The sequence below is a fragment of the Pantoea agglomerans NBRC 102470 genome (assembly GCF_001598475.1).
Lineage (GTDB): Bacteria > Pseudomonadota > Gammaproteobacteria > Enterobacterales > Enterobacteriaceae > Pantoea > Pantoea agglomerans.
In genome coordinates this window covers 276625-296932 of sequence record NZ_BCZA01000003.1, presented here as the reverse complement: position 1 = coordinate 296932, position 20308 = coordinate 276625, and the positions used below count along the sequence as shown (strand labels likewise).

The 20308-nt window shown below is 56.5% G+C and carries 18 protein-coding genes and 1 pseudogene; 7 read left to right on the top strand and 12 right to left on the bottom strand.

Annotated features, from left to right (window positions below; translation table 11 throughout):
* Positions 1-150 precede the first annotated feature (150 nt).
* A complete protein-coding gene (locus PAG01S_RS07590) occupies positions 151-1020 on the bottom strand; it encodes a LysR substrate-binding domain-containing protein (protein WP_022626103.1) in 870 nt (289 codons plus the stop codon).
* Positions 1021-1206: 186 nt separating this feature from the next.
* On the opposite strand from PAG01S_RS07590, the gene PAG01S_RS07585 reads away from it, so the two are divergent.
* The 4 genes from PAG01S_RS07585 (at position 1207) to PAG01S_RS07570 (ending at position 5274) form a co-directional block, all read left to right on the top strand.
* Entirely contained in the window at positions 1207-2067 is an 861-nt protein-coding gene (locus tag PAG01S_RS07585; RefSeq protein ID WP_010255933.1) for a DUF6024 family protein, read from the top strand.
* A 129-nt stretch (positions 2068-2196) separates the two neighbouring features.
* Entirely contained in the window at positions 2197-2841 is a 645-nt protein-coding gene (adk, locus tag PAG01S_RS07580; protein WP_010671225.1) for an adenylate kinase, read from the top strand.
* 113 nt (positions 2842-2954) lie between these two features.
* Positions 2955-3914: a ferrochelatase gene (hemH, locus tag PAG01S_RS07575; RefSeq protein ID WP_022626102.1), complete on the top strand. Its 960-nt coding sequence runs from the start codon at positions 2955-2957 to the stop codon at positions 3912-3914.
* A 58-nt stretch (positions 3915-3972) separates the two neighbouring features.
* A complete protein-coding gene (locus PAG01S_RS07570; RefSeq protein WP_010255936.1) occupies positions 3973-5274 on the top strand; it encodes an inosine/guanosine kinase in 1302 nt (433 codons plus the stop codon).
* Between the two features lie 305 nt (positions 5275-5579).
* Here the strand turns inward: PAG01S_RS07570 and ybaL are convergent, their stop codons facing one another.
* Positions 5580-7274, bottom strand: coding sequence for a YbaL family putative K(+) efflux transporter (ybaL, locus tag PAG01S_RS07565; protein ID WP_010259074.1), 1695 nt, complete (start codon positions 7272-7274; stop codon positions 5580-5582).
* 530 nt (positions 7275-7804) lie between these two features.
* Between ybaL and ushA the strand changes: the two genes are divergently transcribed.
* On the top strand, positions 7805-9571 hold the full coding sequence (gene ushA, locus PAG01S_RS07560; protein WP_062758238.1) for a bifunctional UDP-sugar hydrolase/5'-nucleotidase UshA: 1767 nt from the start codon (positions 7805-7807) through the stop codon (positions 9569-9571).
* 34 nt (positions 9572-9605) lie between these two features.
* Here ushA and PAG01S_RS07555 read toward each other — a convergent pair whose 3' ends face one another.
* Positions 9606-10037, bottom strand: a complete 432-nt coding sequence (locus PAG01S_RS07555; protein ID WP_062758236.1) for a multidrug/biocide efflux PACE transporter — start codon at positions 10035-10037, stop codon at positions 9606-9608.
* An 89-nt stretch (positions 10038-10126) separates the two neighbouring features.
* On the opposite strand from PAG01S_RS07555, the pseudogene PAG01S_RS07550 reads away from it, so the two are divergent.
* Positions 10127-10995, top strand: a pseudogene (locus tag PAG01S_RS07550) (LysR family transcriptional regulator).
* Here the strand turns inward: PAG01S_RS07550 and ybaK are convergent.
* The 3 genes from ybaK to copA all read right to left on the bottom strand — a co-directional run bounded on the left by ybaK (position 10992) and on the right by copA (position 15034).
* Positions 10992-11471, bottom strand: a complete 480-nt coding sequence (ybaK, locus tag PAG01S_RS07545; RefSeq protein WP_010259070.1) for a Cys-tRNA(Pro)/Cys-tRNA(Cys) deacylase YbaK — start codon at positions 11469-11471, stop codon at positions 10992-10994. The pseudogene PAG01S_RS07550 and the gene ybaK sit on opposite strands and share 4 nt — an antisense overlap.
* 174 nt (positions 11472-11645) lie before the next feature.
* A complete protein-coding gene (locus tag PAG01S_RS07540; RefSeq protein WP_010259069.1) occupies positions 11646-12449 on the bottom strand; it encodes a TraB/GumN family protein in 804 nt (267 codons plus the stop codon).
* Between the two features lie 71 nt (positions 12450-12520).
* Positions 12521-15034, bottom strand: a complete 2514-nt coding sequence (gene copA / locus PAG01S_RS07535) for a copper-exporting P-type ATPase CopA (protein WP_062758235.1) — start codon at positions 15032-15034, stop codon at positions 12521-12523.
* 97 nt (positions 15035-15131) lie between these two features.
* Between copA and cueR the strand changes: the two genes are divergently transcribed.
* Positions 15132-15536, top strand: coding sequence for a Cu(I)-responsive transcriptional regulator (cueR, locus tag PAG01S_RS07530; protein WP_010671233.1), 405 nt, complete (start codon positions 15132-15134; stop codon positions 15534-15536).
* Here cueR and PAG01S_RS07525 read toward each other — a convergent pair.
* The 6 genes from PAG01S_RS07525 to PAG01S_RS07500 form a co-directional block, all read right to left on the bottom strand.
* A complete protein-coding gene (locus tag PAG01S_RS07525) occupies positions 15524-15970 on the bottom strand; it encodes an NfeD family protein (protein ID WP_033779639.1) in 447 nt (148 codons plus the stop codon). The genes cueR and PAG01S_RS07525 overlap by 13 nt on opposite strands.
* A complete protein-coding gene (locus PAG01S_RS07520) occupies positions 15970-16884 on the bottom strand; it encodes an SPFH domain-containing protein (protein ID WP_010259065.1) in 915 nt (304 codons plus the stop codon). Before PAG01S_RS07520 ends, PAG01S_RS07525 begins: the two co-directional genes overlap by 1 nt.
* A 58-nt stretch (positions 16885-16942) precedes the next feature.
* Positions 16943-17800 (bottom strand): thioredoxin family protein, encoded by an 858-nt coding sequence (locus tag PAG01S_RS07515; protein WP_022626096.1) that lies wholly within the window; start codon positions 17798-17800, stop codon positions 16943-16945.
* A 79-nt stretch (positions 17801-17879) separates the two neighbouring features.
* Positions 17880-18653 (bottom strand): SDR family oxidoreductase, encoded by a 774-nt coding sequence (locus PAG01S_RS07510; protein ID WP_022626095.1) that lies wholly within the window; start codon positions 18651-18653, stop codon positions 17880-17882.
* A gap of 186 nt (positions 18654-18839) precedes the next feature.
* Entirely contained in the window at positions 18840-19289 is a 450-nt protein-coding gene (locus tag PAG01S_RS07505) for a lysozyme inhibitor LprI family protein (RefSeq protein ID WP_022626094.1), read from the bottom strand.
* Entirely contained in the window at positions 19286-20206 is a 921-nt protein-coding gene (locus PAG01S_RS07500; protein ID WP_062758233.1) for a DUF8812 domain-containing protein, read from the bottom strand. The genes PAG01S_RS07505 and PAG01S_RS07500 overlap by 4 nt, the downstream gene beginning before the upstream one ends.
* Between the last annotated feature and the right edge of the window lie 102 nt (positions 20207-20308).

The following is a 20308-nucleotide window of genomic DNA, read 5'->3' as shown; positions in this document are numbered from 1 at the left end:
GCGATGCTTTGCTCCAGGCGTATGCTCCCATCGCATTGACTCTGATGCCGTCTGTCTGAATCAGTCAGCGCTGATTGTGAGCGGGATTTCAGGGTTAAAAAGCAGTAAATTTGTCAGCTGTCTGAAGCCGGTGACCCTCACCGGCTTTTTTTATGGTTTTGCGGCATCCTGCAGCCAGTCGCGAAACAGGCTGATCTCCGTATCGTGCCGACGGCTCTGTTTTGTCATCATCCATGTGGCCCGCTCGACGCGTACAAAGCCAAGCGGCGCAAGCAGCGTGCCATCCTCCAGCTCTTTGCGTACCAGCAAACGCGGTGCCATCAGGACGCCAAGACCACTTCGTGCGGCCTGAATCCCCAGTGTCAGACTCTCAAAATGCTTTCCGCCGTTAAAGCGGCCGCTGACCCCAGCTTTGTCCGCCCACTCTGACCAGGCGTGCAGCCGGGTATCCGCATGCAGCAGGGGCATCGCGGCCAGATCCTCGCCGACCCGCAGTTGCGAAGCAAAGTGAGGTGCGCAGAGCGGCCCAATCTCATCCTCGCTGACCAGCGTGGCGTCTATGTCAGATTCAGGGGGCTCGCCGTGACTGAGGATCAGTACATCCACATGTTCGCTGCGCAGTTGCGAGATCTGCGTCAGCGGCTGGAAGTGAACCTCAATCTCCGGATAGCGTTGATAAAAACTGGCGATACGGGGAATCAGCCATTGCGACAAAAAGCTGGGGGCGCAGGAGACCCGAATCTGCTGAAGCAGCCCGGTACGAATGCTTTCGCAGCTGCTGCGCAACTCACTGAACGCCTGCTGACAGCTCAGCAGCAGACGTTCACCGTGTGAGGTCAGTTTCACGCGGCCATGGCTGCGGACAAAAAGTGGTTTGCCCATCCAGCTCTCCAGCTGGCGAATCTGATGGCTGATGGCGCTGTGCGTAACATGCAGATGTTCAGCCGCCACGCTAAAACTGCTGTGTAAGGCTGCCTGGTGAAAATAGTGCAGCGCTCTCAGTGGCGGCAGTCCGTTCATCCTCTTCCCCTGTGCAAAAATCTAACAGGGATTGTCAATTTATATCATTTTAAAGTCCAGCCGCATTGACCTACTCTGTAGGGCAAATTATGGCGGGTTGACTCAGCCTTATATCTGTGATTTTTCAGGGTATTCCGCCTCGCTTAACCTGCGTTCACGCCGCACACTCCCCGAAGCGAGACAACCATGGCACACCGCTCTTTATCCTCTGAAACTTCAGCAGAGGCGCGCCATCGGTTACGCCTGGCGCTCTCACGCTTTTACCGGCTGGAGCAGTTCGATCTCTTCTTCGCGCCCTCGCTGCATGTGGCGCAGGTCCTTCTTTCTCAGCTCTTTCTGCGGCAGGAGCAGGCGCGCAATCAGCACCGTTACGCCTCGCACTTTCCGGTAACCGAACTCAACATCCTGCCAGCAGTTCCGCTGATCGCAGGCAGCATCATGCTGGTACCGCATGTCGAATTGCCCAATGGCCGCGTGCGTCCGCTGCGGGATTGCCAGAACCAGGGCGTGACGGAGGCGAGCGAGAGTTTTGCCAGCGTACTGCATCAGAAACTGATCGACGAAGCCCATCTGTTTGTCACCCGACTGGATCGCCACGCCGAGATCTGCAGCGATCTGGTGCTGGTGGCGTTGCGGACACATGACTTCAGTACGCTGGTGCGCAGCGAACTGCGGCTTTTCGAACAGGGGCTGACCCTGACCGCCACGCATGAGGCACTGCGCCGCTTCGACGATCCGCACTGGCGGCCTTACAATGCCGCCACCGTCGATGCGCTCTCCCTGTCAGACCCGCTGCCGCTGAACTCCTGCCATCAGCCCGGTTTGCCGTTTGCCAGCTTTAATGTCCCGGCCTCCGTGATCACATCGCTGTCAGATGCGGAAGATGTGGTGAAATGGCCGCAGCAGGCGCGGCTGCTGCTGAATGCTAACGTGCGCGGCAGCGGCAAAAAAAGCGTGAATATGACCCATCATCTGAGCCGACGACTGCAATTCCTGCTCGGCTCAGGCGGTAAATCTGAAAAAGCGTCCGGCAGGCCAGGCGGGTAGGGGGCAGGGCCAAAAAGCAGCTCAGGTCGCCCTGCGCGATCCGCGCCCTTCCTTGTGATGAGCGGGTCATAATGGTATGTTCTTTCGCTTCTAAGATAGATCAATGCGATTCGCAAGGGGATTTACGCAATGCGTATTATTCTGCTCGGAGCTCCGGGCGCAGGTAAGGGGACTCAGGCCCAATTCATCATGGAGAAGTATGGCATTCCGCAAATCTCCACCGGCGACATGTTGCGTGCAGCAGTAAAAGCAGGCAGCGAGCTGGGCAACCAGGCGAAAGCCATCATGGATGCTGGCAAACTGGTGACCGATGAGCTGGTGATTGCGCTGGTCAAAGAGCGTATCACCCAGGAAGACTGCAAAAACGGTTTCCTGCTGGACGGTTTCCCGCGCACCATTCCTCAGGCAGATGCAATGAAAGAGGCCGGGATCACCGTTGATCACGTGCTGGAGTTCGCCGTACCGGATGAACTGATCGTTGAGCGTATCGTGGGCCGTCGCGTTCACACGCCATCAGGCCGCGTTTATCACGTCACTTTTAATCCACCGAAAGTGGAAGGCAAAGATGATGTGACCGGCGAAGAGCTGACCATGCGTAAAGACGATCAGGAAGAGACCGTGCGTAAGCGCCTGGTGGAATATCATCAGATGACCGCGCCGCTGATTGCTTACTACAGCAAAGAAGCGGAAGCGGGCAACACTGCCTATCACAAAATCGACGGCACCCGTAAGGTGACCGAAGTCAGTGCCGAGCTGGCTAAGATCCTGGGCTAAGTTCACAGGGGCCGGTATTACTGGCCCCTTTTGCAGTAATCGCTTTTACCTCCCACTAATTCCGCTACAATTTCCCCGTTTTCACGCATCCCCGTTGTTATCAAGGAACTCAAATGAGGCAAGATAAGGCCGGCGTGTTATTGGTTAATTTAGGTACGCCAGACGCGCCCACCACACCTGCAGTTAAACGCTATCTGAAACAGTTTTTAAGCGATCCGCGCGTGGTCGATGCGCCGCGCTGGCTCTGGTGGCCGGTTCTCAATGCCGTTATTCTGCCGTTTCGCTCGCCGCGCGTCTCTAAGCTCTACTCATCGGTCTGGATGGAAGGCGGTTCACCGCTGCTGGTTTACAGCATGCGTCAGCGCGATGCGCTGGCGGCACGGGTCGATATGCCCGTCGAGGTGGGCATGAGCTACGGTAATCCCAGCCTGAAAAGCGCGGTTGATAAGCTAATGGCGCAGGGCGTGACCCGCCTGATTGTGCTGCCGCTCTATCCGCAATTCTCCTGCTCCACCGTGGCGGCAGTGTGGGATGGCCTGACCGCGGTATTCAAAGATTATCGCTCGCTGCCTGATGTGCAGTTTATCCGCGACTACGCCGAACATCCGGCCTATATCGCCGCGCTGAAAGCGACGGTGGAGCGATCCTTTGAGCGGCACGGTCAGCCCGATCTGCTGGTGTTATCCTTCCACGGCATTCCGCAACGTTTTGCTAACGAAGGCGATGACTACCCGCAGCGCTGTGCGGATACCACGGCGGCCCTGGTCAAAGCGCTGGGCCTGCGTGACGATCAGTATATGATGACCTTCCAGTCGCGTTTTGGTCGTGAGCCGTGGCTGATGCCCTACACCGATAAAACCATGGAAAGCCTGCCCGCTAAAGGGATCAAACATGTTCAGGTGATGAGCCCGGGCTTCTCGTCAGACTGCCTGGAGACGCTGGAAGAGATCAGTGGTGAAAACTGCGAAATCTTTATGCATGCCGGGGGTGAGAAGTTTGAGTATATCCCTGCGCTGAACGCCGATGAGGCGCATATCGACATGATGGTGCAACTGGTCGACGCACGCCGTTAAAGCGCAGGCGGAGAGTGTGATATCATTCTCTGCCTGTTTTTCCAGACGGCACCTCCCGATGAAATTTCCCGGCAAACGCAAATCCAAACACTACTTTCCTGTCAGCGCACGCGATCCCCTGTTACAGCCCGCCCAGCACGATGTTGATGCAGGCAGCTGGGTGGTGGGTATCGACCAAACGCTGGTGGATATCGAAGCCAAAGTCGATGACGCTTTTCTCGCACGTTATGGCCTGAGTGCCGGGCACTCGCTGGTTATCGATAATGCCGTCGCGGAAGCGTTGTACAACGAGCTGATGCAGGAAGCGCTGATCACCCATCAGTTTGCTGGTGGCACCATCGGTAACACGCTGCATAATTTCTCGGTGCTGGCCGATGACCGCTCCGTGCTGCTGGGCGTCATGTGCAATAACATCCAGATTGGCGGCTACGCCTATCGCTATCTCTGTAACACCTCAAGCCGGGTCGATCTTAACTATCTGCAGGGCGTGGATGGCGCCATTGGACGCTGCTTTACGCTGATTGGCGAACATGGCGAGCGAACCTTTGCTATCAGCCCCGGCCAGATGAACCAGCTGCATCCGGATAACGTACCGGAAGAGGTGATCGCCGGAGCCTCTGCGCTGGTACTGACCTCCTATCTGGTGCGCTGTGCCGAAGGTGAACCGATGCCTCAGGCAACGTTACGGGCGATTGAGTATGCCAAACGCCACAACGTGCCGGTGGTGCTGACGCTGGGCACCAAACATGTGATTGGCGACAATCCTCAGTTCTGGCGCGATTTCCTGCGCGAGCATGTCAGCATCGTGGCGATGAATGAAGAGGAAGCGCTGGCGCTGACCGGCGAAAGCGATCCGCTGCTCGCCGCCAATATGGCGCTGGACTGGGTCGATCTGGTGCTGTGTACTGCTGGCCCGATTGGGCTCTATATGGCGGGTTACACCGAAGAAGAGTTCAAACGCAAAACCAACCATCCGCTGCTGCCTGGCGCGATTGCTGAATTCAACCAGTATGAGTTCAGCCGGGTGATGCGCCAGCAGGATTGCCAGCAGCCGCTGCGCATTTTCTCGCACATCGCGCCTTATATGGGCGGACCGGAAAAGATCATGAACACCAACGGCGCCGGAGATGGTGCGCTGGCGGCGTTACTGCATGACATCACCGCCAACAACTATCACAGCCTGAATGTGCCGAACTCCAGCAAACATGCGCGTCCTTACCTGACCTACTCATCGCTGGCGCAGGTATGTAAATATGCCAACCGCGTCAGCTACCAGGTGCTGAATCAGCATTCGCCGCGTCTGACCCGCGGTCTGCCGGAGCGGGAAGACAGTCTGGAAGAGTCTTACTGGGATCGGTAAAGCTGGCAGCTGCCGCGCATAAAAAAGCCCTTCTGAAGAGAAGGGCCTTAGAAGACTGGCAACGTCTGGCTCGGTTAGCGATGAGATCGAGCCTGCTCAGGGAACACGGTCAGACCGGAAAGTCGCTTAAGCCATCCCTGGCCAACGCTTTGCGTTGTTCAAAAACGCTCCCGGCGTTTTTGTCCCTGTCGGCGGGACGCTTTGCTCTTCTGTCCGTGTTCCCTGCGTATTGAGTTTATTCGTTGCGGTAAAATTTACCCTGGTTTTGATATATCAGAAGCCTGCCAGGCTTTGCTTAACACGAATCAGCGCACGACATCGCAGGGCTGTAAATCTTCGCCCTGGGTCATCTCATCCTGCAGGATTTGCAGCATACTGCTGGCGATCTCACGTTCGCCCATCACCACACGGGTGGCACCCCGTTCCATGATGTACTCGACTTCATCGTCATAGTGGGCGCGGGCGATAATCTCGATATTCTGATGTTTTTCACGCGCGGCGGTGACCACTTCACCCGCTTCATAGCCATTCGGAATAGTCAGTAACAGCCAGCGGGCGCAGTCGAGTCGGGCCAGTTCCATGGTGTCAGCGCGGGCTGCATTACCCAGCACCGCCTTAATACCGCGCTCGCGCAGCGCTTCAACACGGGCGCGGGAGTTTTCAACTACCACCAGCGGAACATTGGCTTCAAGCAGCTTCTGACCAATCAGACTGCCCACCCGGCCGTAACCCACAATCACCGCGTGATTGCAGAAATCCACCGGGATCTGCTTCTCTTCTTCAATCGCCTCTTCCAGCGTCTGCTCTTCCATCGTCTCCGTTTTCGCCAGGAAACGCTCCAGCAGGGTAAACAGGATCGGATTAAGCATAATCGACAGGATGGCGGCGGCCAGCACCAGGTTGCGGCCCTCGTCAGTCAGCAGGCCCAGCGAGATACCCAGACCGGCCAGAATAAAGGCGAATTCACCAATCTGCGCCAGACTGACCGAAATGGTCAACGCCGTACGACGTGAATGGCCGAGCAGCGACACCAGCAGCCAGGCGGCGACCGATTTACCCACCACAATAATCACCAGCGCGCCCAGCACTGCCAGCGGCTGCGTCACCAGAATCGACGGGTCAAACAGCATGCCGACCGAGACAAAGAACAGCACGGCAAAGGCATCACGCAGCGGCAGCGTATCGCGCGCGGCGCGGTGGCTCAGTTCCGATTCGTTCAGCACCATACCGGCAAAGAAAGCGCCCAGCGCAAACGAAACATCAAAGAATTCAACAGCACCAAAGGCGATGCCCAGCGCCAGCGCTAATACCGCCAGAGTAAACAGCTCACGCGAGCCGGTGGCGGCGCTGCGGGCGAGGATCCAGGGGACGGCACGCCGTCCTACCACCATCATCAGCACCATAAAGGCGGCGACTTTGCCGATGGTCCACAGCAGGTCCCAGGCCAGCAGTCCGGCGCTGGCGTTGCCCTGTTCCATCATGCCGGCAATCGCAGGCAGCAGCACCAGCGTCAGCACCATCACCAGATCTTCAACAATCAGCCAGCCAATCGCAATCTGCCCGCGCTGGCTATCAATCAGTTGCCGCTCTTCAAGCGCGCGCAGTAACACCACGGTACTGGCGGTAGAGAGGCAGAGACCAAACACCAGGCCGGTCATCCACGACCATCCCAGCGTCCACGATAAGCCCATTCCCAGTAACGTCGCGACCGCGATCTGTGCGATGGCACCGGGAATGGCTATCGACTTTACCGACATGAGATCTTTCATTGAGAAGTGCAGGCCGACACCAAACATCAGCAGAATCACGCCGAGTTCTGCCAGTTCAGGAGCCAGATTGGTATCGGCAACAAAGCCGGGAGTAAAGGGTCCAGCCAGCACGCCTGCCATCAGGTAGCCAACCAGGGGCGAAATACGCAGGCGGTTCGCCAGCATCCCAAGGAGAAATGCCAGAACCAGTGCTCCGACAATGGTAGTGATCAACGGTGTGGTGTGATGCATGCCTGTCTCCTTGTATACAAATGTATCCGCTTGTAACAAATGAGTTTAAAACAAAATCTATTCTTTCGCTGAGCAATTTGCGGGAATACCCTAAAAAAGCAGGAAAAAAAGTCAAATGCACAATCGAAAGGGTGTTTTTGTTCATTATCCATAATATTGGCTGATTTGACGGTTTAAAGCGGTCCGGGTAAATAAAAATTAGCATCCTTAAATGCCGTGGGTATGACACAAATAAGGGTTAAATGCGCGCACAGACAGGGTAAAGCCCGTCAGCGGCACTTTTGCAGGGGTAAACAACTGGTTAACATCAGGCCTGGCTACCCGTTCTGGCTTATCCGGAACAAACCAGTCTGACGCTGGCGCGGCCTTGCGGCTATTGTCATGCTCAGCAAAAGCGGTCCGGAGATAAAAAGAGCGGCATACAGAGACAGGCGAATGTGCGTTGGCCTTGAGTTCGCCGGGGGAATGTGCGACACAGTGGGGCAAACCGGCAGAAAATCGGGCCAGACGGCAAATTAAGGAGAATCACAGTGTTGTTATCTAAATGGACAGGGGCGGGCGTGGCACTACTGGTGGCCCTGATGCCGCTGTTTTCACAGGCCGCCCAGGCCGATCGCACCTATCGTTTCAGCCTGCTGCACACCAACGATGAGCATGGTCATTTCTGGTTTACTGAGCAGGGTGAATATGGTCTGGCGGCGCAGAAAACCTTAATGGATACGATGCGCTACGATGTGCAGTCCAGAGGCGGCGGCGCATTGATTCTCTCTGCCGGTGATGTGAACACGGGCGTACCGGAGTCCGATGAGCTGGACGCTGAACCCGATTTTCGCGCGATGAACCTGATTGGCTATGATGCCATGGCGCTGGGCAACCATGAGTTCGACAAGCCCATCGCGGTCATGCGCAAGCAGGAGAAGTGGGCACGATTCCCGCTGCTCGCCGCTAACGTTTATCAGAAAAGTACCGGTCAGCGCCTGTTTAAGCCCTGGGCGGTATTCAACCGTCTCGGGCTGAAAATTGCGGTGGTCGGGCTGATCACCCCGGACACGGCGAAACTGGCTAATCCGGCGGGTCTGACAGATACCGAGTTCCGCGATCCGATTGCGGAGGCGGAGAAGGCGGTTGCCGAACTGCGCGCCACAGAGAAGCCGGACGTGATTGTCGCGCTGACCCACCTTGGTCATTATGACGACGGTAAGCATGGCAGCAATGGCATTGATGACGTCACCCTGGCGCGCAGCCTGCCTGCCGGCACCATCGATCTGATTGTGGGTGGTCATTCGCATGATGCGGTCTGCATGGAAAAAGAGAACGTCAGCGTCAAAAATTATCAGCCGGGCCAGCCCTGCAAACCCGATCAGCAGAACGGGATCTGGATTATGCAGGCGGATAAATGGGGCAAATATGTCGGACGTGGTGACTTCACCTTCCGTAATGGGCAGGTGACGCTGGAGGCTTATCAGCTGGTGCCGGTCAACCTTAAACATCAGATAAAGAACGCGGATGGCAGCGAAACCTGGCTCACCTGGCAGGAAGAGATCCCGAAAAACACCGCCATGATGAAACTGCTGATGCCATTCCAGAAACGGGCTGAGGCGAAGTTAACCGTGAATGTCGGCAGCGCCGACGGCAGCTTCAGCGGTGAAAAAGAGCAGGTTCGCTTTGAGCAGACGAATCTCGGCCAGCTGATTCTGCGCGCCCAGATGGCGCACACCAAAGCCGATTTTGCGGTGATGAGCGGCGGTGGTATTCGCACCTCGCTGAAATCGGGCAAGCTGAGCTGGCGTGACCTGCTGCAGGTCCAGCCGTTTGGCAATCAGGTGGTCTCGGTCAGCCTGACCGGGGCGGAGATCAAAAAATATCTGGATGTGGTCGCCAATATTCAGCCTGACTCAGGCGGCTACGCCCAGTTTGCCGGTATCAGCCTGACCGCAGACGGTAAACATGTCAGCGACGTCAGCATTAACGGTAAACCGCTGCAGGATGCACAGCATTATCGCATGGCAACCAACAGCTTCAATGCGGCTGGCGGCGACGGTTATCCGCGTCTGGATAATCATGCGGGTTATCTCAACAGCGGGGCAGTCGATGCGCAGGTGTTGCGTGACTGGATCAAGACGCACTCGCCGGTCAAAGCCAGCGACTATCAGCCGAAAGGGCAGATTGTGCATCTGAGCGATGAGCAGATCCGGGCGCGGGATGAGGCTGCGGAAAAAGCGCGCAAGCGTAACTATCCAAAAATGATCCTGGCGTGGATCTGGCCGTGGGGGAACGAAACAGCCGCCACGCATTGAACTGACCGGGAGGCGCTTGCGCCTCCCGTTTTTCTTACGCCCGGCAGGCGTGACGTCTGATCCAGCGCTCGCGCAGTTTGTCCCACACCCAGTTGTAGGCCATGGTGTAGGGCAGGAAGAAGAGGAAAAAGGCCACTTCGACCAGGAAAGCCTGACCCAGAGAGATATCCAGCATCCAGGCGGCAATGGGCAGACCAATCAGGATAAATCCACCTTCAAACCCCAGCGCATGTAATACACGCACGCCCGGGCTACGTTTCTGGCCTGGCGCATAGAGGCGATCAAATCCGCTGTTGTAAATCATGTTCCATAGCATCGCGACCGTAGAGAGCATAATCGCCAGCGATCCCATCTGAAACAGCGGTTTATTCATTGCCCATGCCGCCAGCGGCGAAACGGTCAGAATCGCCAGCGTTTCAAAGCAGACAGCATGAAGAATACGTTCTTTAAGTGAGCGGGTACGCATTGTGAGTTCTCCTTCAATAATGCGGCGCATTTTCACACGTCGGAATGCTAAGATAAAATGAACACCTATCGAAAAAAGCGATGGTTCAGATGCGTTACTCCCCGGAATCCCTTGAGGCTTTTATGCAGACTGTGGCGAGCGGCTCTTTCTCTGCCGCTGCACGCGCGCTGGGTAAAAGTCAGTCGACCATCAGCGCGGCGGTAGCCAGTCTTGAAGACGATCTCGGCTTTGCGCTGTTTGAACGGGCAGGGCGTCAGCCGGTTCTCACCGAGCAGGGACGCCGCGTATTCCTCAGGTTCAGCAGATCCTGGCGGCCAGCGAGCGGCTGGATGCGCTGGCAATACGGCTTTCGCAGGGCGTTGAACCCCGGCTCAGTTTTGCCATGTCAGACTTCTGGCAAACCGATCATCACGAGCATCTGCTCAGGCAATTTGACGCCCGTTATCCGGAGATTGAACTGGAGGTCATGATTGCCGAGGATGGTGATGTGCTGGATCTGCTGCAGGCCGGGCGGGTACATCTGGGCGTGGTGCGGGCACAGCCCAATCTGCCGGTGGATATTGCCGTGGCGCGACTGCAGGTTGAAGCGCAGATGGCGGTCTTTTTACATCGCGATCATCCGCTGGCCCAGCTTAAGACCCTGAGCGAGAGCGAGCTGGAAGGGGTTCGTCACCTGCGATTAAATACCTGGGTTGAGGCATCTGAACCCGCGCCAATGGGGCGCATCTGGTCGGCACCGACCTATCTGTTACTGCTGGAGATGGCGGAGCAGGGATTTGGCTGGACGATTCTGCCGCGCTGGCTGGTGAAACAGTTTGGTCATGGCGTTCTGAAAGAGTTGTCGATGCCGGGCTGGCCGCAGCATATCGCCATTGAGGTGGTCTGGTCACGCCGTACGCCACCCGGTCCGGCGGGTCGCTGGATGATCGATCAGCTCTGCGCCCAGCCACGGGTTTAGTCGTGGCGGGCGATATCCGCAAACGGAGCGTCCAGCAGTCGTGAAAGATCCCGGGGAGCCAGTTCGATATCCAGCCCACGCTTGCCGCCTGAGATAAACATGGCGTCAAACGCGCTGGCTGAGTGGTCGATCACCGTAGGCAGCCGTTTTTTCTGGCCCAGCGGACTGATGCCGCCCACCAGATAGCCAGTGACCCGCTGCGCCAGCTGTGGGTCGGCCATATCCGCTTTCTTCGCGCCCAGCGCTTTTGCCACTTTCTTGAGATCCAGTTGCGTCGATACCGGCGTAATCGCCACTGCCAGCTGTTTCGCCTCGCCATTCAGCGCCACCAGCAGCGTCTTATAGACCTGGCGCGCATCCAGATTGAGTTTACGTACCGCTTCGTCACCAAAATGGGTTTCGCTGCTGTCATGCTCATAGGGATGCAGGGTGAAGCTGACTTTTTGTTTTTCCAGCAATTTTACGGCGGGCGTCATACAGGTTCCTTACTAAGAATAATCTTATTACGCAGAATCGTGGAAAAAGGTGGCGAAACTTTGTTCTTTGAGTGAAAATTAGCCGCGCGCCAGCAATCTGATTGCTGAGCGATAACCAAAATCATAAACAAATTCCTCTTTGACGGGCCGATAATATTATCGGCTCTCTTTTTTTCAGGGCTTCTTCAGCATCTCAGGCAGGTTATCTTCGCCGTAGAGATGCAGAGCACCGACCGCTACCACATAGTTTCCTGCTGATAATCCCTGAAGCCGGTCACACCACTGCGCATTTCGCTGACCGATCAACGTATCATTCAGCGCCTGGCTGAAGGTGGCGGGCAGGGTGATTTCCGGCTGGCGTGGCGGCGTATCGAGCCACCAGCTCACCATCATCTGCAGCAGGCGCGCATTGGTGTGCCAGTGCAGCAGCGTATCCTGTAACAGCGCCATGCCATCATCCGGCAGCGCAGTCAGCAGGGCGATCTGCGCCTCTGCGCCTTCCAGTTCAATCACCGGTTTGTTCAGACCTTTCGCGGCCTGCAACAGCTGATAATCGATGCCGTAGTCAGGTCGCAATCCCAGTCTTTGTGCCTGCTGCGCCTGTAACATCAGCGCCACCTGCCAGGCGGGCAGATTATCAAACAGGCTCAGATTGAGGCTCATCTCCTGACAGAGTGCAGTGAGCGTTTGCATCGCGTGGCTATCCAGCCGGGTGGAAAGCGCGGGACGATCGCCGTGGTGATCAAAGGGTGAACCACCCTGCGTAATATCCGCTTCCACAATCAGTGCATCCGCCTGCTGCAACTGACGCAGCAGACGGGCGGGCAACGGCTGCATGTCGCGCGTTCCCATATGGATGCTGCCGACCAGATGCAGCTGACGATCGCCAAGCCGGACATCCATCGCAGGCCAGCGGTAACTGGCGGGAAAAAGTTGGCTGATAAAGCCGCGCAGTGAGCGCCAGATGTTGCCTGTCATTCCCGGTCCTTTGCGATTCAAAACCCCATGCTAGCGACTTCAGCGCGTGAAAAACAGCGCTGAAACGGCGATCACTCGCGTGGTGGCCGGTAACGCAGCAGGCGGTTAGCATTGCTGACCACGGTAATGGAGGAGAGCGCCATCGCTGCACCCGCCACAATCGGGCTGAGCAGGGTACCGGTCAGCGGATAGAGCACACCCGCTGCCACCGGAATGCCGATGCTGTTATAGATAAATGCCCCAAACAGATTCTGCCGGATATTGCGCAGCGTCGCGGAAGAGAGCGCTAACGCGTCCGCCACGCTGTTCAGGTCGGCACGCATCAACGTAATGCCCGCGGTTTCCACCGCCACATCGCTGCCGCCACCCATGGCAATGCCCACATCGGCCTGCGCCAGTGCGGGCGCGTCATTGATGCCATCGCCTACCATCGCGACGCGACGACCCTGCTGCTGTAAGTGTTCAATTGCAGCCGCTTTGCCTTCCGGCATCACGCCCGCAATCACTTCATCAATACCGACCTCGGCAGCAATGGCGCGCGCGGTATTTTCATGATCGCCGGTCAGCATAATCAGGCGATAACCCTGCTGATGCAGTCGCTTCAGGGCTGCGCCGCTTTCCGGACGAAGCTGATCGCGCAGCGCGATAAGCCCGGTTAGCTGGCCCTGCTCAGCCAGTAACACCGGCGTTGCACCCTGTTGCGTCAGCCGCGCAATCTCTGCTTCCGCCGCCTGGTAATCGACGCCGTTATCCTGCATTAGCGCGGCATTACCCAGCAGCAGCGTTCTGCCATCCAGACTACCGCTGACCCCTTTGCCGCGTATTGTACGAAATTGCGCTAACAGAGGCGGCTGGGTCAGTTTCGCTTCGGCGACAATCGCTTTTGCCAGCGGATGACCCGAGGCGAACTCCAGCGCAGCCGCGGTCGCTAACACTGATTCACGGGTGGCATCGCCCCAGACCTGCACGTCACTGACCTGCGGCTTGCCGGAAGTAAGTGTGCCGGTTTTATCAAACACCAGGGTGTCGATTTGACTGGCGCGCTGCAAGGCATCGGCGTCGCGCACCAGCACCCCCAGCTCGGCGGCGCGGCCAACACCAGCAATAATCGACATCGGCGTCGCCAGGCCCAGCGCACAAGGACAGGCGATAATCAGCACGGTTGTCGCGATCACCAGCATGTAGGCAATTTGTGGCTGCGGCCCGAACAGATACCATACTGCGCCGCTGAACAGTGCGATCAACACCACCACCGGGACAAAAACGGCCGAGATGCGATCCGCCAGACGGCCCACATCCGGTTTACTGCTCTGCGCCTGACGCACCAGCCGGATAATGCGCGACAGGGTGGTGTGATTACCCGTCGCCCGGGCGATAAATTCTACCGAGCCATCCTGCACCAGGGTGCCGGCAAAGATGGCTGCGCCCGGGGTCTTGCTTTGCGGCACCGCTTCGCCGGTCAGCATCGCTTCATCAAACCAGGCTTCACCGGTAGCGATTTCGCCATCGACCGGTACCCGATCACCGGTGACCAGGCGCAGCGTCATGCCGGGCTGCACTTCGCTGACCGGAATCAGCCTGTCGCCCTGTTGATCAACCTGCCGCGCCTGGGCTGGCGTCAGATCCAGCAATCTTTCCAGCGCTTTAGAAGATCGCTGACGCGCCCGCTGCTCCAGGGCATGCCCCAGATTGATCAGGCCCAGGATCATGACGCTGGCTTCGAAATAGAGATGGCGCGCCTGCGGCGGGAAAAAGTCGGGCCACAACACCACGCTAAAGGAGTAAATCCAGGCGGCGCCTGTGCCGAGTGCCACCAGCGTATCCATGGTGGCGCTGCCATTGCGTAAACTGCGCCAGGCACTGCGATAAAAATGGCTGCCGGTGACGATCATGATCAGCAGAGTCACGATGCCCAGCGTCAGCCAGACGCCGTGGTTGTGGTCGGTGAGCATCATGTTGTCGCCCACCATGCCCCAGATCATCAGCGGCACGCCAAATGCTAAGGCGACAGCAGCCTGCCAGCTGAAACGCCGCATCGCGCTGCGGGCGCTAAGCTGCTGCTTCTCTCGTCGCTCCTGCTCGTCATCCACTACCTGCGCGCCATAACCCGCGGCATCGACGGCCGCTACCAGCTGCTGCGGATCAGCGTCGCCCAGCACCAGCGCACTGCGTTCGCCGAGATTGACGCGCGCCTGGCTGACGCCTGCGACCTGCTGCAGCGCTTTTTCCACCCGGCTCACGCAACTGGCGCAGGTCATGCCCTCAATCAGCAGCATATAGGTGGGGAGGGTTGTTCCTGCCGGACGGGAAGCAGTCTCCGTTGTCAGCGCCTCCGGCGGCGGCTCTGATGCTGTCAACGGTTCAGACTTTGGGGAAGCGTCCGCGGTTTTCAGCGTCGCGTGATAACCCGCCTGCTCCACGGTGGCGATCAGCGCGGCCGCATCTGCGTGACCGGAAACCTGCGCTTCCTGTTGGGTCACGTCGGCCTGGTCAACATCATCGCGTTGTTCCAGTGCCTCTTTGACACGTTTGACACAGTGGCCGCAGGATAAGCCGTCCAGTGCCAGAGAAATAGTGTGTGACATAATCAACTCCTTCTGTAATCCCATTTGACCGATTGGTCATTTTCGATTCATGCTTAAGCATAAACCTTCCATCAAGGGGAAGGTCAAGGGGACGAAAATGAACATCAGCGATGTGGCAAAAAAGACCGGACTGACCAGCAAGGCGATACGTTTTTACGAAGAGAAGGGGGTGGTGACGCCGCCGTTGCGCAGTGAAAATGGCTACCGCAGCTACAACGGACACCATCTTGAGGAGCTGAACCTGTTACGTCAGGCACGACAGGTTGGCTTCACGCTGGATGAGTGTCGTGAGCTGGTGGCGCTGTTTAACAATCCGTCGCGCCACAGTGCCGATGTAAAAGCCCGTACTCTGCAGAAAGCGGAGGAAATTGCGGCGCATATTGAAGAGCTGCACGTCATGCGCGCTCGCCTGCTGGCGCTGGCAGAGGCCTGTCCCGGCGATGACGGCGCCGAATGTCCGATTATCAACAATCTGGCTGGATGCTGCGGTCAGCGTGGCTGAATACGCAGCGTAATCCCCTCAATGCCGGTTACGACCACTGCTGTGCCCGCAGGCAGATCCTGCTCCGCCTCGACCCGCCAGCTGCTGTCCCCGATCCGCACATGGCCGGTGCGGTTATGCAGCGCGGTATCCAGCGTCAGCTGCAACCCGATCATCTGACTGCCGCGCTGGTTCAGGGCATTGGGTTTCTGACGCGCTTCACGGTGGCGCATCCAGCGATACCATAAAAAGACGCAGACCAGCGTCAGCACGGCAAACAGAGAGCCCTGCGCCGTCCAGCTTACCGGCACAAACCACTCAATGAGGCCGACGATGACCGCCGCCAGCCCGCTCCAGAGCAGGTAACCGCTGGTGCCCAGCATCTCAGCCGCCAGCAGTAACCCACCCAGCGTCAGCCAGAACCAGTGCGGATGCGCGATAATATCGACCAGCATCAGCGTTTCGACTCAGTGCGTGATTCCTTCAGCAGTTCACCGATGCCCGCAATCGAACCCAGCAGACTGCTCGCCTCCAGCGGCATCATCACCACTTTGCTGTTATTAGCTTCACCGATTTTTTGCAGCGCATCGGTATATTTCTGTGCCACAAAGTAGTTAATGGCCTGAATATCACCTGATGCGATCGCTTCCGAGACCATCTTAGTGGCGTTAGCTTCCGCTTCAGCCTGACGTTCGCGCGCTTCTGCCTGCAGGAACGCCGAGGTCCGTTCACCTTCTGCTTTGAGGATTTGTGACTGCTTATCCCCTTCAGCGCGCAGGATCGCCGCCTGTCGCACCCCTTCGGCTGTCAGAATATCGGCGCGTTTAGTTCGCTCCGCTTTCATCTGCGCATTCATCGCGCCAATCAGCTCCTGCGGCGGACGCACATCGCGGATCTCGATGCGGGTGATCTTGACACCCCACGGATTGGTCGCTTCATCCACGATATGCAGCAGGCGGGTGTTGATGCTGTCGCGCTGTGACAGCATTTCGTCCAGCTCCATGCTGCCAAGCACGGTACGCATATTGGTCATGGTGAGGTTAAGAATCGCCTGCTCAAGATTGCTGACTTCATACGCGGCACGCGCCGGGTCAACGACCTGAATAAAGCAGACTGCATCGATAGTGACGTTGGCATTGTCTTTGGAGATGATCTCCTGCGAGGGAATATCGAGTACCTGTTCCATCATGTTGATCTTACGACCGACACGATCCATGAACGGCACCACCAGGCTTAATCCTGGCTGCAGGGTGCGGGTATAACGGCCAAAGCGCTCAACCGTCCATTGAAAACCTTGTGGCACGATCTTGACGGTGGCCCAGACCGCCACCAGCGCCAGAATAATCAGGGCAGGAATTACAGTTATCATACAACCTCCGCGTTGTCAGATTAACGGGCCGAGTCGCTTCGGCCCGGGGTGCTGCCGCTTAGTAGAGCAGGGAATAGAGCTGACGACGATAACGCGCGGCAAGTGCATCGCCGGTACCCAGCGCCGCCAGAATCTCCTGCAGCATTTTACGCGCCTGGCCATCAGCGGCATTGAGATCGGATTTCAGGAAGCTGAACAGCAGTTCCAGCGCTTCTTCATTACGACCCACCTGATGCAGCTGTAACGAGAGTTTAGCAGCCAGCCCGGCGTTAGTCGGGTCAGCCTCCAGCTGTGATTGCAGCTGCTGAATCTCCGGCGTATCCGCTGCCTGTTTCAGCAGATCGATCTGCGCCATCAGGCTCTGATAGCGGGTATCCTGATCCTGCAATGGCACCACTTTCAGCACCGCTTCCGCTTCATCGCTGCGGTTCAGGGTAATCAGTACGTCAGCCAGCAGGAAACCGATCTCGCTGGACTGATTGCTCAGCTGCCACGCATCTTTTAACAACGGCAGCGCCTCCAGCGGTTTACCTTCCTGCATCAGCGCCATCGCCTGCTGCGCTTTCAGCTCTTCTTCGCGCGGCAGGACTTTTTCCAGCAGGGCGCGGATCGCTTCTTCCGGCTGCGGTCCCTGGAAGCCATCAACCGGCTGACCATCCTGGAACAGATAGACGGTCGGGATTGAACGCAGACCAAACTGCGACGCCACCCTTTGCTCTTTGTCGCAATCCAGTTTTGCAAGAATAAACTGACCCGCGTACTCCTGCGCCAGGCGCTCCAGCACGGGCGTCAGCTCCTGACAGTGCTGGCTGCGCTCAGACCAGAAGTAGAACAGCACCGGCAGCTGCATCGACTGCTCAAGGGTCTGCTGCAGGTTAGATTCGTTGATGTCGATGATCGAAGCTTGTGGTGACATGGATAAGTCTCTTTGCAAAAAGTGTTCTAAGAATATGGGGCCAACTGGCCCGGCTTCAAGCGCTATTGCGCATGGCTGATTAATGGCTGCGCAAAATGCGATCCAGCATCCAGCCGGGGAGTAACCGTTTCAGCAGGCTCATTATGTGTGCGACCAGTGTCACCGGATAGCGTAAACGCGGATGTTTACTCTCGAGTGCATGACGAAGTTTAGGCAGAATGGCTTCCGGTGGCAGGGTAAAACGTGCCGCGATGCCAGGATTGCGCACCGGGTTATGCTGTTCGCCCTGCGTCACATTGTCGGTAAAACGGGTCTGAATCGGACCCGGTTCAATCAGGCTGACCCGGATGCCGCGGCTGCGCACTTCAAGCCGCAATGCATCGCTCCAGGCTTCCAGCGCATATTTACTGGCGGCATAGGCACCCCGGCCTGGTGTGGAGATCAGCCCCAGCACCGAGCTGGTATTAATAATGCGGCCATCGCCGCTGGCCTGCAACGCGGGCAACAGACGCAGTGTCAGCTGATGGACGCCGAAAAAGTTGCTGGAAAACTGCTGTTCCAGCTGCTGGCGGGAGAGGGTGTGCAGCGGGCCATAGAGACCAAATCCGGCGTTGTTAAACAGCGCCGTCAGACGGTTATCGCAGAGCGCGAGCACTGTGTCGGCGGCCTGATCCACACTTTGCGGATCGTCGAGATCCAGCTGCAGCCCGGTAAAGCCCAGTGTTTCCATGCGGGCGACATCCTCTGCTTTACGGCAGGCGGCGATCACCCGGTAGCCCCGCGCCAGTAAATCGTGAGCGGCAACCAGGCCAATACCGCTCGAACAACCTGTAATCAGAATGGTTTTTTGCACAAATTCACGCCCTTGAATAAGATTTAATAATCAATAAGTTAAGTTATGTTCGTTAATGCTTTTATGTTGTGGATTGACAGTTTGTCGCCCGCACCGGCTGACAGAACGGGCGGTAAACGGGGCTATACAGCCCCGCAAAAAATGCCCGATTTCAGATTTTACGTCTGAGCAGTGAGACCAGTGTGCTTAATTGACGGGTGGCAGTCCCATTTGTGTGATTTCAGCAGAATGGTTTTTGTTCAGATTAATTTGGCACTGGTCGATATATGACTGGTAGTCGTATGCGTCCTCGTTAAGCTCTGTAGCTACAGACAGGCAAAGTTGAGTCCGGTAATCCTTCCATTTTTTTTGCGCATCCAGAAAGCGCCGAGAGTAAACGTCTCCGGACGTTTCTTTGCTGGACTCTTTTCCATTAAAAGGGCCGACATTGTTGGCTTTGATTCTCTTAACTGTATCCGCTATTAGCGCATCCAGCGCTTTATTGCTGTTGTCTCTTTTGGCAGACAGACAGTTATATGCAGTTGGTATGTCTTCATTCTGTTTGAAGCAGGCGTTACGTTCTGGCCCTGATGATAATTCAGCCTGCGCCATAGCAGGTGCAATAAGAGCAACCATTAGAATTAAGACTTTTTTCACTGTAGATACCTTATTCTGTTTCTGTGGTTTTCGTAGGTCATGTATGTAGGACTACTTTTAATATGGGCTATTAATGCGGGCTTACCTTCAATTGCGGCCTGAAACAGTGCCCTGGCATTGTGAACACCCTGATAGAAAATATCGGTTACGACATCTCGAATTTTGGGGTCTAACTGTTCCCATGCTGGGGCGGAAGGCATGGATTGTGCTATTCGCCGATAAAGGTTAAGGGCTTCGTTCCGTTTAACCCTGTACGCAATTTCAAAAAGTCGGATTTGTTGAGTGTGGGTTATCTCGCCGACCAACGGACCATAAACCTTAACAAACTGTTCTGCGTGCCGCCCTTTCAGGCCAGCTGCTTTAGAGCACAAAACGGCTTTATATTCTTCAATCCCAGCTTGCCTTAGTGTGGAGTAGATTTCACCAGCAGATCTACTGCCCATATCATAGCCTCGACCAAGTGTAACCCCCGAAAAACTCGTGGGCGGCCATTGAAGAATGCGTGAAAAATTGGGATAGCGGCGCTGTTTGAAGGGCTCCACGGCGGTTATATAGTCGGTGCCTTCGGCGTCAAAAGTAATTTGTCCCTGGCTGACTCGTAAGGGGCCAGAGGTATTAGAAGGCCGCCAGCCAGGTGTGGTTGCTTCACTTATTGCCCTGATAAACCATGTGTCGGTTGGCTGAACCAATCCACTCGGCGAGAGATTCAGCAACCGCTGATACCAGCGTATAGCTTCAGTGGTGGCAGTATCGCATTGTCCATTTGTTGGGAGCCTGCGACCCGTTGCGAACTGATAGCCAGCATCATTTATCATGCGTTGAATTGATTTAACTTCATTGGGATTATTGGTTCCACAAGCGCCGACAGATGAAGTCAGGCGAAATATGCGGGGGTCGTGATAGCGGTGATAGGGCATATACATTCCTTTGCAGCTAAAATTCCGTGCAGAAATATTAACCAGTTGGAGAGGGTAACGCCAACTTATATGCGACTGTTAAAATGCTAATTTAAGATGCAT

Excerpts from the sequence above, each read along its gene's own strand:
- PAG01S_RS07590 (WP_022626103.1), bottom strand. The coding sequence starts at position 1,020 with ATGAACGGACTGCCGCCACTGAGAGCGCTGCACTATTTTCACCAGGCA.
- PAG01S_RS07585 (WP_010255933.1), top strand. The coding sequence starts at position 1,207 with ATGGCACACCGCTCTTTATCCTCTGAAACTTCAGCAGAGGCGCGCCAT.
- adk (WP_010671225.1), top strand. The coding sequence starts at position 2,197 with ATGCGTATTATTCTGCTCGGAGCTCCGGGCGCAGGTAAGGGGACTCAG.
- hemH (WP_022626102.1), top strand. The coding sequence starts at position 2,955 with ATGAGGCAAGATAAGGCCGGCGTGTTATTGGTTAATTTAGGTACGCCA.
- PAG01S_RS07570 (WP_010255936.1), top strand. The coding sequence starts at position 3,973 with ATGAAATTTCCCGGCAAACGCAAATCCAAACACTACTTTCCTGTCAGC.
- ybaL (WP_010259074.1), bottom strand. The coding sequence starts at position 7,274 with ATGCATCACACCACACCGTTGATCACTACCATTGTCGGAGCACTGGTT.
- PAG01S_RS07555 (WP_062758236.1), bottom strand. The coding sequence starts at position 10,037 with ATGCGTACCCGCTCACTTAAAGAACGTATTCTTCATGCTGTCTGCTTT.
- ybaK (WP_010259070.1), bottom strand. The coding sequence starts at position 11,471 with ATGACGCCCGCCGTAAAATTGCTGGAAAAACAAAAAGTCAGCTTCACC.
- PAG01S_RS07540 (WP_010259069.1), bottom strand. The coding sequence starts at position 12,449 with ATGACAGGCAACATCTGGCGCTCACTGCGCGGCTTTATCAGCCAACTT.
- copA (WP_062758235.1), bottom strand. The coding sequence starts at position 15,034 with ATGTCACACACTATTTCTCTGGCACTGGACGGCTTATCCTGCGGCCAC.
- cueR (WP_010671233.1), top strand. The coding sequence starts at position 15,132 with ATGAACATCAGCGATGTGGCAAAAAAGACCGGACTGACCAGCAAGGCG.
- PAG01S_RS07525 (WP_033779639.1), bottom strand. The coding sequence starts at position 15,970 with ATGCTGGTCGATATTATCGCGCATCCGCACTGGTTCTGGCTGACGCTG.
- PAG01S_RS07520 (WP_010259065.1), bottom strand. The coding sequence starts at position 16,884 with ATGATAACTGTAATTCCTGCCCTGATTATTCTGGCGCTGGTGGCGGTC.
- PAG01S_RS07515 (WP_022626096.1), bottom strand. The coding sequence starts at position 17,800 with ATGTCACCACAAGCTTCGATCATCGACATCAACGAATCTAACCTGCAG.
- PAG01S_RS07500 (WP_062758233.1), bottom strand. The coding sequence starts at position 20,206 with ATGCCCTATCACCGCTATCACGACCCCCGCATATTTCGCCTGACTTCA.